This window comes from Lentzea albidocapillata subsp. violacea (assembly GCF_900100275.1).
GTDB lineage: Bacteria > Actinomycetota > Actinomycetes > Mycobacteriales > Pseudonocardiaceae > Lentzea > Lentzea violacea.
Genome location: NZ_FNET01000010.1, coordinates 83,143 through 98,356, shown reverse-complemented (window position 1 = coordinate 98,356; position 15,214 = coordinate 83,143). Strand labels below are relative to the sequence as shown.

The 15,214-nt window shown below is 69.1% G+C and carries 14 protein-coding genes and 1 pseudogene; 4 read left to right on the top strand and 11 right to left on the bottom strand.

What is annotated here, in order from left to right:
* Window positions 1–307: 307 nt before the first annotated feature.
* From BLR21_RS22650 to BLR21_RS22625, 7 genes and pseudogenes are all read right to left on the bottom strand, one after another.
* Window positions 308–3,223, bottom strand: a complete 2,916-nt coding sequence (locus BLR21_RS22650) for an AfsR/SARP family transcriptional regulator (protein WP_090007998.1) — start codon at window positions 3,221–3,223, stop codon at window positions 308–310.
* Entirely contained in the window at window positions 3,214–3,804 is a 591-nt protein-coding gene (locus BLR21_RS22645) for a nitroreductase family protein (protein ID WP_090007996.1), read from the bottom strand. The genes BLR21_RS22650 and BLR21_RS22645 overlap by 10 nt, the downstream gene beginning before the upstream one ends.
* Before the next feature lie 43 nt (window positions 3,805–3,847).
* Window positions 3,848–4,372, bottom strand: coding sequence for a DUF742 domain-containing protein (locus BLR21_RS22640; RefSeq protein WP_090007994.1), 525 nt, complete (start codon window positions 4,370–4,372; stop codon window positions 3,848–3,850).
* A complete protein-coding gene (locus tag BLR21_RS22635) occupies window positions 4,369–4,767 on the bottom strand; it encodes a roadblock/LC7 domain-containing protein (RefSeq protein WP_090007991.1) in 399 nt (132 codons plus the stop codon). Before BLR21_RS22635 ends, BLR21_RS22640 begins: the two co-directional genes overlap by 4 nt.
* Window positions 4,764–6,854, bottom strand: coding sequence for a sensor histidine kinase (locus tag BLR21_RS22630; protein WP_090007989.1), 2,091 nt, complete (start codon window positions 6,852–6,854; stop codon window positions 4,764–4,766). The genes BLR21_RS22635 and BLR21_RS22630 overlap by 4 nt, the downstream gene beginning before the upstream one ends.
* The gene (locus BLR21_RS43920; RefSeq protein ID WP_256334866.1) at window positions 6,854–6,979 is read right to left on the bottom strand and encodes an MFS transporter small subunit; all 126 of its coding nucleotides are present in this window, start codon (window positions 6,977–6,979) and stop codon (window positions 6,854–6,856) included. Before BLR21_RS43920 ends, BLR21_RS22630 begins: the two co-directional genes overlap by 1 nt.
* A 110-nt stretch (window positions 6,980–7,089) precedes the next feature.
* Window positions 7,090–8,412, bottom strand: a pseudogene (locus tag BLR21_RS22625) (OFA family MFS transporter); the annotation flags it as partial.
* A 264-nt stretch (window positions 8,413–8,676) separates the two neighbouring features.
* Between BLR21_RS22625 and BLR21_RS22620 the strand changes: the two are divergent.
* Entirely contained in the window at window positions 8,677–9,093 is a 417-nt protein-coding gene (locus tag BLR21_RS22620; RefSeq protein ID WP_090007985.1) for a DUF485 domain-containing protein, read from the top strand.
* Between the two features lie 3 nt (window positions 9,094–9,096).
* On the top strand, window positions 9,097–10,677 hold the full coding sequence (locus BLR21_RS22615) for a solute symporter family protein (RefSeq protein WP_090007983.1): 1,581 nt from the start codon (window positions 9,097–9,099) through the stop codon (window positions 10,675–10,677).
* Here BLR21_RS22615 and BLR21_RS22610 read toward each other — a convergent pair.
* From BLR21_RS22610 to BLR21_RS22600, 3 genes are read right to left on the bottom strand one after another with little or no spacing between them, the layout of a single operon-like run.
* On the bottom strand, window positions 10,674–11,324 hold the full coding sequence (locus BLR21_RS22610) for a response regulator (RefSeq protein WP_090008322.1): 651 nt from the start codon (window positions 11,322–11,324) through the stop codon (window positions 10,674–10,676). The genes BLR21_RS22615 and BLR21_RS22610 overlap by 4 nt on opposite strands.
* Complete coding sequence (locus tag BLR21_RS22605; protein WP_176929744.1) at window positions 11,321–12,700, bottom strand: sensor histidine kinase; 1,380 nt, start codon at window positions 12,698–12,700, stop codon at window positions 11,321–11,323. Before BLR21_RS22605 ends, BLR21_RS22610 begins: the two co-directional genes overlap by 4 nt.
* Window positions 12,701–12,708: 8 nt before the next feature.
* The gene (locus BLR21_RS22600) at window positions 12,709–13,185 is read right to left on the bottom strand and encodes a phosphatase PAP2 family protein (protein ID WP_143027833.1); all 477 of its coding nucleotides are present in this window, start codon (window positions 13,183–13,185) and stop codon (window positions 12,709–12,711) included.
* A gap of 122 nt (window positions 13,186–13,307) precedes the next feature.
* On the opposite strand from BLR21_RS22600, the gene BLR21_RS22595 reads away from it, so the two are divergent.
* Window positions 13,308–14,435, top strand: a complete 1,128-nt coding sequence (locus BLR21_RS22595) for an MFS transporter (RefSeq protein ID WP_420843904.1) — start codon at window positions 13,308–13,310, stop codon at window positions 14,433–14,435.
* Here the strand turns inward: BLR21_RS22595 and BLR21_RS22590 are convergent.
* Entirely contained in the window at window positions 14,366–14,935 is a 570-nt protein-coding gene (locus tag BLR21_RS22590) for a DinB family protein (RefSeq protein WP_090007975.1), read from the bottom strand. The genes BLR21_RS22595 and BLR21_RS22590 overlap by 70 nt on opposite strands.
* Window positions 14,936–14,985: 50 nt before the next feature.
* Between BLR21_RS22590 and BLR21_RS22585 the strand changes: the two genes are divergently transcribed.
* On the top strand, window positions 14,986–15,177 hold the full coding sequence (locus BLR21_RS22585) for a hypothetical protein (protein ID WP_143027832.1): 192 nt from the start codon (window positions 14,986–14,988) through the stop codon (window positions 15,175–15,177).
* The last annotated feature ends 37 nt before the right edge of the window (window positions 15,178–15,214 follow it).

Below are 15,214 nucleotides of genomic sequence, written 5' to 3'. Positions count from 1 at the left end.
GCCGATGGTTTCAATCGAACAAGTGGCTAATTTCTGATCAATTTTCGGGCGATTTTTGATAACGCGCGCCGCCCTGCCAATTGCTCGCGAATGCGACCCTAACGGAATCTTACGAGCGAGCCAAGCAGTCCGTTGGAGCAATACCTCACAACGCATTCCGATGAATCCGTGTGATCGCGGTGGGGACGCCGTGGGGACGGCCTTCACGACCCTCGGTGGCGACACCACCGAGGGGAGCAGGGAATGCGCAGGACGTCGGACAGGATCGGGCAGTGGGTGGCCTTCGCCGTGCTGGCGGCGGCCGTGATCACGCTGGTGGCGCTGGGGCTTTCGCTCTAGCGAGGATCTTTTCCGCGAAGGCGACGGCCCGTGGCTGGGGTGTGCTCCTGGCCGCGGCCACCGCCTCCTCCGCGTACCGGACGGCGGTGACCCGGTCGCCCAGCGCCAGGTGCACGGCGGAGAGCTGCCCGAGCACGCGGTCCAGGCTCCACCAGCTGCGCCCCCGCACGATCACCAGGCACCGGCGCAGGTGGCCGAGCGCCTCGGCCGGCCGTCCGCCCAGCTGGGCGTCGAGTGACAGAGCCACGAGCAGCGCGGCCTGACCGATGTGGTCGCGAACGTCCTCCATGGACGCCAGCACCGCGTGGTCGTCGGCGAGATTCGTGTACGCCCGGCACAGTCTCGCCGCCTCACGCGCCAGCTCCCGTGCGACGGTGTGGTGGCCCATCTCGTAGCGCCAGTAGGCGTAGTCGGCCAGAGCGAGCGCTTCACCGCGCCGGTCGGCCGACTCGCGGTAGGCGACCAGCGACCGGTCCGCGTGGGCAAGGCACTCCTCGTCGGCGAACGCGTCGAAATGCACGTGAGCGATGTTGTGCAGTGTCAGAGCAGCGGCCCGGACATCACCGTGCTCCTCCATCAACTCGACAGCCTCGCCCATGTACGCCAAGGCTTCCTCGGTCCGGCCCAGCTGGGCATGGTTGATGCCGATGTTGTGCAGCGCCGCCGCCACACCGGTCGGCGCACCCGCCTGCCGCATCAGCACGACACCGCGTTCGAAGTAGTCCAGCGACCTGTCGTACTCGTCCCGTTCGCGCGCGATCATGCCGAGCAGGCCCATCACGGACGCCTCACCGCGCAGGTCGCCTATCTGCCGCATGAGGTCGAGTGCCTCGCGCAGGTCCTTCTCCGCCTTCGGGTCGCCGTCCTCCATGTACGCCGAACCCAAGCCCCGCAACGCTTCCGCGCGAGCCTTCAGGTCGCCGAGGTGGCGTGCGGCGCCGAGGGCGACGTTCAGCACCTCGACCCGCTCCCTGCCGGAGCCGCGCAACAGCAGGTAGTGGGCGAACTGGTGCGGCAGCTGCCAGGCGTGGTGGTAGAAACCTTCGTACGCCGCCAGGTAGACCGCGGCCCTGAGGTTCAGCCGCTCGGCCTCCTGCCACGCCAGTGCGTCGAACGGGGTGCGGAACAGCGGTGGGTCGACCGGCTCGTGGGTGACGGCGGAGTCGAGCTCCGGCCGGCCGGGGGCGATCCTCCGCGCGGAGTCCTCCGCGCCGCGCAGGTAGTGGTCGAGGATCCGCGCGATCGCCTCGCTCCTCTCCGCCGGATCGACCGACGCCTTGGCGTGGTCCGCCAGGAGGTCGTGGAAGCGGTAGCGGCCGTTCTCCTTCTGCTGCACCAGGTGCGCGTCCAGGAGTTCGTCCAGCAGCCGTTCGGCCTCGGCACGGGTGGTGCCGACGACGGCCGCCGCGAGGTACGCGTCCCAATCCTCGCCGGTGTGCAGCCCCAGCCGGCGGAACAGCCGTTGCTGGTCGGCCGTGAGTTGCTGATAGGACAACGCGAACGCGCCAGCGACGCTGCGTTCTCCGGCGGTCAGCTCCGTCAGCCGCTGCTCGGTGAGGCGGCGGACGACGTCCTTCGCGGACCACACCGGGCGGGTGCGCCAGCGGGCACCGACGATCCGCACGGCCAGCGGGAGGTAGCCGCAGAGCCGCACCACCTCCCGGCAGTCCTCGTCCTTCCTGCGGGCGATGCTCGCCAGGAGGTTCAGCGAGTCCTCTTCGGACAGTACGTCCAGCGAGATCGTGTGGGCGGCGTCCAGGTCGACCAGGCGGCGCCTGCTGGTGACCAGCACGAGGCCCGTGCCGGGCAGCAGTGGGCGGACCTGGGCGGTGCTGCCCGCGTTGTCGAGCACCACGAGTGCCTTGCGGTGCGCCATTTCCGCCCGCCACCGGGCGGCGCGGGCGTCCAGGCCGTCCGGGATGTCCTGCGCGGGCACGCCGAGCGCCGTCAGCAACTCCAGCAGCGCGTCCGACGGCGTGCGCGGGGCGACGCCCGCGGTGTAGGAGTGCAGGTCCACGAACAGTTGCGCGTCCGGGAAACGAGAAGCAAGCCGGTGGGCGGCGCGGACCGCGATCGTGGTTTTGCCAATGCCGGCCATGCCGTCGATAGCGGTGATCGCGACGCACCCGGACGGCACGGCGGCGAGGATCTCGTCCAGGTCGGAGGAACGGCCCGCGAAGTCGGCGATGTCGCCGGGCAGGTCGTTGCGCACGCGCGGCCGGTTGTCCGCCGTGAGCACCTGCTGGTGCGCCTTCTGCAGGTCCTTGCCCGGGTCGAGGCCCAGTTCCTCGGCGAGCCTGCCGCGGATGTCGTCGTACGCCTGCAACGCCTCGGTCTGCCGGTCGCAGCGGTGCAGCGCCACGATCAGCTGCGCCCACATCCGTTCCCTGGCCGGGTGCCGGCGGGTGAGTGCGCGCAGTTCGGGCACCAGCCGCTCGTGCCCGCCCGCGCGCAGGTCGGCCTCGACCCGGGCTTCCAGCGTCGCCAGGTACCTCTCGGTCAACGCGGGCACGTGGTCGCGTTCGAGCGCGTCGCTGCCGATGTCGGCGAACGGGCGGCCGCGCCAGAGCGCGAGCGCCTCCGCCGGCTCCAGCCGGCCGAACCGGTGGACGTCGACCTCGTCGGGCCGCACGTCCAGCAGGTAGCCGCCCGGCCTGGTCAGCACGAGCGAGGGCAGCACCTCGCGGAGCCGGCCGACCGTGGTCTGCACGGCGTTGCGCGAACCGCCGGCGAGCTCGACCAGTTCGTCGACCGGGACCACCTGGCCGGGACGCAGCAGGAGCGCGGCGAGCACGACCCGCCGCTTGCCGGCCGGGATGTGGACGTGGCGCCCGTCGAGCACCACCTCCAACGGCCCGAGCAGGCCGAACGACCTCACTGCCACTGGCCCCAGTGCACGACCTCGTCGAACAGCTTGCGCTTACGCCTGAGCGGCGAGGCACCCTCGGAGACGCTCTCCTCGGCGGAGTGCCCGATCGCGATCATGCCGATCGGCACGTAGCGATCCGGCACGCCGAAGGCCGCGCGCAGCTCGGGCCAGGTCTCCTTGTCAGTCCCGAAGAACACCGCGCCGAGGCCCTCGTCCACGGCCGTCTGCAGGATCAGCAACGCGGCCATGCCGGTGTCGATGTCCCAGTAGGGCACCGGCCACCTGTCCTCGTCGGCCAGGCCGGTCCAGTCCTTGTCGGCCTCCGCGTACCGCTCGAGGTAGACCTCCTTGGCCGAGAACGGGATGACGACGACGGGCGCCGTCTTGGCGTCTTCCCCGCTCCACCACTCGAACATCTCGGTGAGCCGCCGCAGCTGCTCGCCCCGCAGCACGAGAAACCCCTGGCCCTGCGAGAACCCTGCCGAGGGACCGCGCACCGCGTTGCGCATGATCCGCTGGAGGCTCTCCTCGCTGACCGGCTCGTCGGTGAACCTGCGCACCATCCGCCGGCGGCGGACCACATCCTGGAACTCCACTCCGTACCTCCCCAGACAGGTCTTCCGACCGTATCAGCGGCACTCAGAGGCGGCGAAGCCCTGCCAGCACCCGTTCCAGCAGCATTCCGTCCGGCCTGTCGCCGCCGTACGACGACGCAGTCCGGTGCACGTCGATCAGCCCGTGCCCGGCCATGTCGCCGAGCAGCACCCTCGTGACACCCAGCGGCAGTCCGCGCAGGGCGGCGACCTCCGCCACCGAACGGGGCTGCGTGCACAGGGCCAGCACGTCCTGGTGCTCCGGACGCACGGCCGTGGACGAGAACTCGTTGACCGAGACCAGGGTCTCGATCTCCAGGTGCACGTCGGACGTGGTGCGCCCCCCGGTCCACGCGTAGGCGCGCACGATCGACGACGACTCGACGCCCGTCTCGACGGACGGCAGCGGCGGGACCGGCTCGAACGGCAGCGTCGCGTACGGGTCCGGCTCCCGCACGGGTTCCGCGGAACGCTCGGCCTTCTTCTTGCCCCGCTTGCGGATCCGCTCGCTGTCGAAGCTGAAACCGCTGATCAGATCGCCGAAGTTGACCTGTTCGTCGGGCTCTCTCATAGGAGCTCTGCCCGCAGCTCGGGCGTGAGCAGCTGGCCCACCTGCCGCACGACGACGGTCATCTCGTAGGCGATCTGCGCGACGTCGGCCGACGACGACGCCAGCACGGCGAGGACGGAGCCGTCGCTGATCGAGGACAGCAGCATCACGCCTCTGTCCATCTGCACGACCGTGCGGACCACCGACTCGCCGGCGAAGCACTTCGACGCCGAGTCGGCGAGGGAGACCACGCCGGCCACGATCGCCGCGAACTGCGGTGCGACGTGCGCCGGCAGCTTCGAGGACGAGATCAACACCAGGCCGTCCGCGGAGATCACCACGGCGTGCTCGATGCCGGGGGTGCGTTCGGCGAAGTTGGTGACCAGCCAGCCGAACTGGTCCACCTGCGTGCTCATCGACTCTCCTGGTTTTCGGGAAGGCCGCGTTGCACACCCCGCTGGAACGCGTCGAGGAAGCCTCGGGCCGATTCCGGCGTCTGGCGTGCGGGTGCGGCGGGAGGCGGCGGTGCGGCGGCCGGCCTCGTCTGCTGGAACCACGAAGCTTGCCGTCGTTCGATCGTCTCCCCTCGGAAAGACTCCCAGGACTCCTGTCGCCGTGGTGCCAGTTCGGCCGGAACCAACACGATCGCGCGAGTCCCGGCACCTTGTCGTGCGTCCAGACGTACCACGATCTGATGGCGTGCGGCGAGCCTGCCCACCACAAAAAGTCCCATTTCGCGGAAGACCTGCACGTCCATACCCTCACCCGCGGCCGCGAGCCGCTGGTTCACGCCCTCGAGCGCCTCGGGGTCGATGCCGATGCCGTGGTCGGCCACGTCGATCTGCACGATGTCGCCCGCCTCGATCGACGCGCTGATCGCGACCTGGGTGTGCGGCGGCGAGAACGCCGTCGCGTTGTCGAGGAGTTCGGCGAGCAGGCGGACCAGGTCGCTCGCCACGTAACCGACGACCTCGGCGTTGGGTGCCGTGTGCACCATGACCCGCTGGTACTGCTCGATCTCCGCGGCCGCCGCGCGCAGCACGTCGGTGAGTGGGATCGGCTTGTGGAACCGCCGGGCCACGTCGCCGCCGGAGAGCACCATCAGGTTCTCGTTGTTGCGGCGCATGCGGGTGGCGAGGTGGTCGAGCTTGAAGAGGTTCGCGAGCTGGTCCGGGTCCTCCTCGTACTTCTCCAGTTCCTCCATCAGCTTGAGCTGGCGTTCGACGAGGCTCTGGCTGCGCCGCGAGAGGTTCACGAAGATGTTGCGCATGTTCGCGCGCATGCCGGCCTGCTCGATGACCGACTTCACGGCCTGCTGGTGCACCGCGTCGAACGCGCGCGCCACCTGGCCGAACTCCTCGGTCGTATGCACCGGCACGGGCTCGATCTCGGTGCTGCCACGTCCGGTCGCGACCATTTCGGGAAGTTTGTCCCAGGCCACGTCGAGCGCGGAGCGGCGCAGTGCGTTCAGCGAACGCAGCAGGTAGCGGCCGACGACGAACCCGATGGTGGCGGCCAGGATCAGGCTGGCGAACAGGATCGCGGACGCCGTGCCGGCGGCGTCGCTGGACTCGTCACGCAGGCGGTCCGCCGTGCCGCGCAGGTCGTCCTGCAACCCCGTGACCACGCTGCCCATCGACGTCGCGACGGCGCCCGTCGCCCTGCTCCAGTCCGCCGCGGCGATCGGCAGTGCCTTGGGAGGCTTGCCGGCGTTGGTGCCCGTGCTGGGCGCGTCCGAGGTCGGGTGCAGCACCGCGGCGGCCAGCATCGTGCGCTGGGCCTCGATGTCCGGGCCGTTGAAGTCCTTGCCGTAGGTCCTCATCTGGTCCGGGGTGGCGAGCGCGGCGAACTCGCCCGCGATGTAGCCGAGCTTGACGTTCGACTCGACCAGCGCCCGCACCTCCGCGGTGGTCAGCTGGCCGCGGGTGAGCCCGGACAGCACGACCGCCTGCTGGTACAGGACCTGGTCCCGCACCTGCACCACGTGGTGCAGGCCCATGGCGGTGCGCAGGAGCGCTGCGTCGCCGAACTCGCTCGCGATGACCTCGTCCACGTCGAGCAACGAGTCGGTGAGCTCGGTGTAGGTCCTGATCACGGCCGGCACGTCGTCGCCCGCCCGTTCGCGCAACGCGGGCAGGTCGCCGATGCGGCCCTGCACGTCGTTCATGCGAGCGGTCACGACCTCGCCGAGCGAGGTCTTCGCGATCTGGACGCGCAACGCCGTGCGGGCATCGTCGGTCCGCTTGACCTGGTCGGCCAGGAGCTGTGGGCCGACGCCCTCGGCGACGATCCGCCGTTCCGCCTGCACGCCGTCGATCACGGGGATCAGGGCGGCCCGGACCTTCACCAGTCGCTGCAGCGCCGCATAGGTTTCGGCACGGTCGATCTGCGAGTTGATCTGCAACACGCCGGAGCCCACCGCGATGGTGACCGGAACGATCAACACCGCGGCGAGCTTCACCGGCAGGCGCCAGTTGCGCCAGTTGACGAGCGCGTTGAACATCAGACGAAGAGCTTGGCCGCGTTCAGGAAGAGCCGGTACAGGCCGTAGGCGAGCGGCAGGCCCACCCACAGCCACGCACCGGCCAGCAACAACGTGCTTGATCGGCTTTCCTGGAGTGAGCTCACTTCTTCACCACGCCTTCCGCGTCCTGCTTCTCGGCGGCATCGGCCGCTTCGGCCTCGTTCCACTTGGCGACCGTGGCCTCGTCCCCCGCCCTGGGCTTGCCGGTCTCCCCGGCGGCCTCGGGCTCGTGGAACCTCGGGTCGACCGGGCGGATCAACTCGTTCGCGACGAAACCGACGACCAGCAGCGCGATCATGATGTAGAACGACGTCGCGTACAAGTCAGGGCCGACGTGCCCGGCCTTCTTGCCCGCGTCCGCGATGGCGTTGACGATCAGCGGCCCGAGCACGCCGGCCACCGACCACGCGGTGAGCAGGCGGCCGTGGATCGCGCCGACCTGGTAGGTGCCGAACAGGTCGCGCAGGTACGCCGGGACGGTCGCGAAGCCCGCGCCGTAGAACGACAGGATCACCATCGCCGCGATCACGAACAGCGGCGTGCTGGTCGAGCCGGCCGTCAGCAGCACCAGGTAGAGCAGCGCGCCGACACCGAGGTAGAGGCGGTAGATGTTCTTGCGGCCCACGATGTCCGAAGTGGACGACCAGACGAACCGGCCCGCCATGTTCGCGGCGGACAGCAGTGCCACGAAACCGGTCGCCGCGGTGGCGGCCACGGGCGTCGAGGACTCCTTGAAGAAGTCGACCAGCATCGGCGCGGCCTTCTCCAGGATGCCGATGCCCGCGGTGACGTTGAAGCACAGCACGACCCACAGCAGCCAGAACTGCGGCGTCTTGATCGCGTTGTTCGCGGAGACGTTGAAGCCGACGTTGGCCTTCGGCCTGTCCTTGAGCAGCGCCGCCTTCTCGGCCGTGAACTCCTTGGAGGGCAGGCGGATCAGCAGCACGCCGACGCTCATGAAGACCGCGTAGGCGATGCCGTGCACGAGGAAGGCCTTGCCGATGCCCGACGTGGTGGTGCCGAACGCCGTCAGCATCGAGGTCGACCACGGTGACGCGATCAGCGCGCCGCCGCCGAAGCCCATGATCGCGATGCCGGTCGCCATGCCCGGCCGGTCGGGGAACCACTTGATCAGCGTCGAGACCGGCGAGATGTAGCCGATGCCGAGACCGATGCCGCCGACGAGGCCGTAGCCGAGGACGACGACCCAGTACTGACCGGCCCACACGCCGACCGCCGAGATCAGCAGGCCGGAGCAGAAGGCGATCAGGGACATCAGCATGGCCCAGCGCGGGCCCCTGCGTTCCACCGTCGTACCGAGTACGGCGGCGGAGAGCCCGAGCATCACGATGCCGAGCTGGAACGGCAGTGCGGACTGCGTTCCGGTGATGCCGAGAGATTTCTCCAGCGGCGTCTTGAAGACGCTCCAGGCGTAGGCCTGGCCAATGGAGAGATGAATCGCCAGAGCTGCGGGTGGAACGAGCCAGCGGTTCCATCCGGGAGGCGCGACTTGGCGTTCGCGCGCTAAGAACCCCACTTTATCCCCAACCGTCACCAATAACGCGGACCGATCGATCCTAGGCCAGGTGCACACGTGCGACAACGGTCTTGAGCAAGGCTTCAGGTGTTGCACCTTCTGCAACTCCGACCATCCACTTGATACAAAGCCTGGTTCGAACCATTTGAGACGAATGAAGCGTCGGCATTCAGTCCGGTTTCGTCCGTTTCCGGCGGTATCCGTCAGGTTGACCGCACACGTGAGAGCGCTACAGTGGGCGCCGCACACGAGGGGCAGGGGTACATGACCAAGGCGATGAGGTCGCCTGGCGAAGCACAGCACGAGTACCGGGAAATCCGGGGTTTCGCGTCGTTCGACGACCCGGAGACTTTGTCGTACATCCATTCCGACGGCACCCCGAAGTTCGAGCTGATTCGGCAGACCGAGGAATTCCGCACTCTCCGCCGCCGGCTCACGACTTTCGTCTTCCCGATGACCGCGCTTTTCCTCGCGTCCTACCTGACCTTCGTACTGCTGTCCGCGTACGCGAAAGACTTCGTCAGCACCAAGGTGATCGGCGTGATCAACCTCGGCATCCTGCTGGGCCTCGGACAGTTTGTGACTTCGATCATCATCACGCTCGGTTATGCCCGTTACGCAAAGCGACGGCTGGACCCGCAGCGGAAATTGCTCGCCGAGAAGACAGGCGTCGAGGAGTAAGTCATGCCCACCACCGGCAACCCGGTGCTGAACCTCAGCGTCTTCGCGGTGTTCGTCCTGATCACCCTTTACATCGTCTACCGCGCTTCGAGCCGGAACGTGACGGCGTCGGACTACTACGCCGCCGGCAGCTCGTTCACCGGCGCCCAGAACGGCGTGGCGCTGTCCGGTGACTTCCTGTCCGCCGCGTCGTTCCTCGGCATCTCCGGCGGCATCGCGGCACACGGCTACGACGGCTTCCTCTACTCCGTGGGCTGGGTCGTCGCGTGGCTGGTCGGCCTGCTGCTGATCGCGGAGGGCCTGCGCAACACCGGCCGCTTCACCGTCGGCGACGTGCTGGCGTTCCGGATGAGGCAGCGCCCGGTCCGCGCGGCCGCGGCGAACGCGACGCTGGTGATCTCGTTCTTCTACATGATCGCGCAGATGGCGGGCGCCGGCGGCCTGATCGCGTTGCTGCTCAACGTGACCTCGAAGTGGGGCCAGGCGATCCTGATCGCCCTGGTCGGCATGGTGATGGTGCTCTACGTGCTGATCGGCGGCATGAAGGGCACGACCTGGGTGCAGATCATCAAGGCCGTCCTGCTGCTGCTCTGCGTGACGCTGATGAGCGTCTTCCTGCTGGGCAAGTTCGGGTTCAGCCTGTCGGCGATCATGGCGCAGGCCACCGAGAACAACAAACTCGGCGAGGCGGTGCTGGATCCGGGCGCCAAGTACGGCTTCAGCGCTATGTCCAAACTGGACTTCGTCTCGCTGGCGCTGTCACTGGTGCTCGGTATCGCGTCACTGCCCCACGTGCTGATGCGCTTCTACACCGTGCCGAACGCCGCCGAGGCTCGTCGTTCGGTCGTGTGGGCGACCTGGACGATGGTCATCTTCTACCTGTGCACGCTGGTGATCGGCTTCGGCGCGATGGCCCTGGTCGGCACCGACAAGATCGCCGCGGCACCGGGTGGCGAGAACTCCGCCGCGCCGCTGCTCGCGTTCGAGATCGGTGGCGAGGTGCTGCTCGGCCTCGTGTCCGCCGTCGCCTTCGCCACGATCCTCGCGGTCGTCGCCGGCCTGACGCTGGCGGCCTCCGCCTCGTTCGCGCACGACGTCTACGCGAACGTGATCAAGCGCGGCAACGCCGAACCCCGCAGGGAGATCCGGGTCGCGCGGCTGACGGCCGTGGTGGTCGGCATCCTGTCGATCATCGGCGGCATCGCGGCGAACGGGCAGAACGTCGCGTTCCTCGTGTCGCTGGCGCTGGCGCTGGCCGCCTCGGCGAACCTGTCGACGATCCTCTACACGATCTTCTGGCGGCGCTTCAACACCACCGGCACGCTGTGGAGCATCTACGGCGGCCTGGGCTCGTGCCTGGTGCTGATCATCTTCTCGCCGGTGATGTCGGGCGTGAAGACGTCGATCTTCCCGGACGTGGACTTCGCGTGGTTCCCGCTCGGCAACCCCGGCCTGGTGTCGATCCCGTTCTCGTTCCTGTGCGGGTTCCTCGCCACGATCTTCTCCAAGCCCGAGCCGGAGATGGCCGCCAAGGCGGCGGAGATGGAAGTCCGGGCGATCTCGGGCATCGGTGCCCGGACCTAGTTCACAGGGATGATCCCGGACTCGTGGGCGATGATCGCGGCCTGCACGCGGTTGCGGACCCCGAGCTGCCGGAAGATCGTGCTGACGTAGACCTTCACGGTCCCCTCTACGACGTGGATGCGCGCGGCGATCTCGGCGTTGGACAGCCCGGCGCCGACCAGGCCGAGCACCTCGCGCTCCCGTGCGGTCAGGACCTCGATCCGTTGCGTCGCAAGGGGTCGCGGATGCGCGTGGGAGAGCTGGTCCACGACTCGCTTCGCCACCATCGGGGACAGGAACGCGCCGCCGTTCGCGACGGCGCGGACCCCGGAGATGATCTCCTGCGGGTCGCCGGTCTTCAGCACGAACCCGGCCGCGCCCTCCCCCAGCGCACGGCTGATGTACGCGTCGTCCGCGAACGTGGTCAGCACCAGCGTCTTCGTGCCGGGATGGCACTCGCGGATCACCTTGGCCGCGTCCAGCCCGTCGAACACCGGCATGCGGATGTCGAGCACGGCCACGTCGGGCCGGTGCCGGGCGACGAGGTCGATCGCCGCGCTGCCGTTCTCCGCCTCGGCGACCACCTCGATGTCGCCGGCGGTGCCGAGGACGGCCTTCACGCCGAACCTGACCACCGGCTCGTCGTCCGCGAGCACGACCCTGATCAACCGCTCCTCCTGGCGAGCCACTGCTTGGACACGAGCCGATCATCCCGGAAGCACAGCTGGTGCAGGTCGTGGCGGTCGCCGTCGAACGGGTTGGGGTGCGTGCTGTAGTAACGGCACTCGGTGCCCGGCGGCGCGGTGACGCCGAGCGGGTTGTCGACGCGGGTGCGCAGCGGCAGGTCGAGGGTGTCCTCGTGTTGCCCGAATTGAGCCCGTTCGAACTGCTGCGGCGTGAGCACGGACGTCACGGCGTCGAACACCATGTAGCCCGGCACGCCGATCGCGATTCCCGCGCACACGACCGTGGTGATCAGGACCGTGCGTTTGGCGCTCTTGCGAAGCTCCTTCTCGGTGCGTTCGCGGTGCACGTGTGTGGGCGTCGTCCGGGCTCGTGGACGTTCCGGGAGCTTCGCCCTGACCTCGAACCCGCCGTCGTCGGAGGGCGCGGCCTCGAACCAGCCGCCGACGAGCGCGACGCGTTCGGCGAGGCCCACCAGGCCCTTGCCGCTGCCGACGGCCTGGGTCCTCGGCGCCGGGCCGTTGGTGATGCGGAGCTCGAGGTTCGCGGACAGGCTCACGGTGACCTTCGCGCCGGGCGCGTGCTTGATCACGTTCGTCAGCGCCTCGGCCGTCACCCGGTGGACGGTCCGCGCGATGATGCCGTCGATCGCCGTCCTGCGGCCGTTGACGAGCTCCACGTCGAGTCCGCTCCTGGCGACGACCTCCTCGATCGTCGCGACGGGTTCGTCCTCGTCGGCCCGCAGCACCTGCATGACGTCGGCGAGCCGTTCCGCCGCGGCCGTGACGCTGGCACGGGCGGTTTTGGCAGCCTCGCGCTGTTGCGCGGTGAGCGTCGGCTCCAGTTCCAGCGCACCGGTCAGCAACGCGGCCCGTGCCAGCTCATGACCGACGAGGTCGTGCATCTCGCCCGCGAGCCGGGCCCGTTCGGCGTTGCGGGCGTTCTCGACGCTCCGCTCCAGCAACGAGGCGTGCTCCCAGCCGACCTCCTGCAGTTCCCCGTACCGGCGCCGGAACCGGCCGAAGGCCCAGGGCACCACGCCCAGCACACCGATGCCGGAGGTGACGGCGAGCGCGGTGTCGGAGCCGCCGCGCTCGGTGAGAGCCACGACGACACCGGCGACCTCGGCGATCGTCAGGGCGATGGCGGTAGGCCGCGGATCATCCGCGTTCCGTCCGGCGAGGAAGCTGACCAGTGCCAGTGCGGGAGTGAGCGCCACCACCCTGACGTCGAAGTCGACGGTGACGAGGTAGCAGCCGAGCCAGGTCCCCAGTGCTGTTCCCAGTGCGACCGCGGGCCGGTTGCGCACCACGGCGAAGGCCGCGCCGAACAGGACCAGGTAGAGCAGAACCTCCCACACGGCAACCATCATCGCAGTCGTTGCATCACCACGGTCGGCGCGTCCGCCACCACGCGCCGCTTGTCCAGCAGCACCGCGATCCCCCAGGACACCAACGCTCCGAGCGCCAGCCCGGCCAGGACGTCGTGTACATAGTGGACACCCACGATCACCCGCGACGACGCCGCCGCGATCGCGCACACCGCCGCCACCCAGCCATAGGCACGGTGCAGCGCCCAGATCGCCATCGCGGACGCACCGGCGATCACCGAGTGGTTGCTGGGGAACGACCAGTCACCCGGCTCCGGGCACTCCGCGATCGACGGCGCCGTGCGGCAGGGCCGTTCCTCCCGCACGACCAGCTTGACGACCTCGCTGATCGCGTACGCCACCACCACACCGGCACCGGCGAGGAACGCCCGCAGCCTGTGCTGGAACCACAACAACAAGAACATCAACGCGAACACACCGAGCACCGCGTCGGTGCCCACAGTCAGCCAAGTCACCCAGCCGAAACTACGAAGATGTCGTCCCCGCCGCCCCTGCCGTTCGGAACCGAATGCCCCTTACTTTCGACAAGGTCGGCCGCCGTCCTGCGGCGACGGCCAGAGCGTGGAGAATGCGCGACGTGCTGATCCAGCGAGCGGCCATCGCACTGGTCCAGGTCCTCGGTCTGGCCGTGTGGTTCTCGATGTCCGCCGTCGTTCCCTCTCTGCGGGCCGAGTGGGGCATCAGCGCGGGCGCGGCGGTGTGGCTGACCGCGTCCGTGCAGCTCGGCTTCGTGACGGGAGCGGTCGGGGCCACGGTGCTCAACTTGGCCGACCGCGTCCGCCCGCACCTGCTGCTCGCCTGTTCCGCGGCTCTGGGCGCGGCGTTCACGCTGGTGCTCGGGCTGTTCGTGGACGGGCTGGGTGCCGCGATCCCGTTGCGGTTCCTGACCGGGGTGGCGCTCGCCGGCGTCTACCCGGTGGGCATGAAGCTGATGGCGTCCTGGTCGGAGCCGCGCAACCGCGGACGGGCGCTGGGCGTGCTGATCGGGGCGCTGACGCTCGGGTCGGCGCTTCCCCACGTGTTCGGGCGGCTGCCGTGGCGCGAGGTGCTCTTCGCCGCCGCGGCCATCGCTCTGCTGGGTGCCGTGGTGGCGCTGCTGGTCGTGCGGCCTGGGCCGTTCCTGACCGCCACGACCGCGCAGCTCAACCCGCGCTATGCCGTGCAGATGTTCCGGGAGCGCAAGCCGCGGCTGGTGAACCTCGGCTACTTCGGGCACATGTGGGAGCTGTACGCCCTGTGGACGTGGCTGCCGACGTTCCTGCTGAGTTCGGGCGAACCCGTTGGTGCCACGGTGTTCCTGACGATGGGCGTGGCGGGGTTCGCCGGCTGTCTCGTGGGTGGCTGGGCGGCGGACAGGTTCGGTCGCGCGCCCGCCGCCGTGGGAGCGCTGACGGTGAGCGGGCTCTGCTGCCTGCTCTCACCACTCGCCTGGGGAACGTCGCTGCTGATCGCGTTCTGCGCGGTGTGGGGCGCTTCGGTGATCGCGGACTCCGGGGTGTTCTCGACGTCGCTGAGTGAGGTCGCCGACCCTCGCTACGTCGGGACGGCGCTGACCGCGCTGACCGCCGTCGGATTCGGTCTGACGGTGGTCAGCATCCAGCTCGTCCCGCTGCTCGCCGACGTCGTGACCTGGCGTTATGCGTTCCTGCTGCTCGTGCCCGGCCCGGTGATCGGTGCGCTCGCCATGCTCAGGACCAGGTCGTAGTAGCCATCGGGGTTGTCCGCGCCGGACCGGCCGTCGATCAGCTCGCGCACGATGTCGCAGTGCCCGGCGTGCTGCGCGGTCTCCGCCGTGACGCGGACGAGCAGGTGCCCGAACGTCGTCTGCCGCTTGTGTTCCGGCCACCACGGCACCGAGCCCGGCGCGTCCAGCGGCAGGTCCGCGATCGACTCGTCGGTGTGCTTCCAGGCCCGTCGGTACAGGTCGACGAGGTACTCGCGGGACTCCGTGGGCTTGGCCCACATGTCGCCGTTCTCCCAGACCGACCCGTCCTCGTTCCACGGCAGGGTGACCGGCGCCGGACGGCCCACGCTGTCGCCGAGGTAGCCGAACTCGATGCCGACCAGGTGCTTCACCAGGCCGAGCAGGTTGGTGCCGCTGGGCACGAGCGGGCGCCGGACGTCGTACTCGCCCAGTCCGTCCAAAGAAGACAGGATCGAGTCACGCGACGCCTGGAGGTAGCGCTGGAGGTCCTCGGAAATCATGCCGACGACACTAACGTTTGCGCTTCCGGTTCTCCGGAAACCTCGAAGGCATGACCGAACACCAGCAGTTCACGACCCCTGAGGGCGGTGGCGAGCCGGTAGACGACGAGCCGGACGCGGTCGCCGTCGAGGCAGGCGGCGGCGATTTCGTCACCTCACCCGAGGAGACCGCCATGCACATCGAGGAGACCGAGGACGGCGGCGGCCGGGTGGACCGGCCCGACGACGGCTACCTCGACTGACTCACGGAGGGTGATCGCAGGTCAGGCTCGGATCGCT

Coding starts and splice junctions, on each gene's coding strand:
- BLR21_RS22640 (WP_090007994.1), bottom strand. CDS start 4,372: ATGAGAGAGCCCGACGAACAGGTCAACTTCGGCGATCTGATCAGCGGT.
- BLR21_RS22635 (WP_090007991.1), bottom strand. CDS start 4,767: ATGAGCACGCAGGTGGACCAGTTCGGCTGGCTGGTCACCAACTTCGCC.
- BLR21_RS22630 (WP_090007989.1), bottom strand. CDS start 6,854: ATGTTCAACGCGCTCGTCAACTGGCGCAACTGGCGCCTGCCGGTGAAG.
- BLR21_RS22620 (WP_090007985.1), top strand. CDS start 8,677: ATGACCAAGGCGATGAGGTCGCCTGGCGAAGCACAGCACGAGTACCGG.
- BLR21_RS22615 (WP_090007983.1), top strand. CDS start 9,097: ATGCCCACCACCGGCAACCCGGTGCTGAACCTCAGCGTCTTCGCGGTG.
- BLR21_RS22590 (WP_090007975.1), bottom strand. CDS start 14,935: ATGATTTCCGAGGACCTCCAGCGCTACCTCCAGGCGTCGCGTGACTCG.
- BLR21_RS22585 (WP_143027832.1), top strand. CDS start 14,986: ATGACCGAACACCAGCAGTTCACGACCCCTGAGGGCGGTGGCGAGCCG.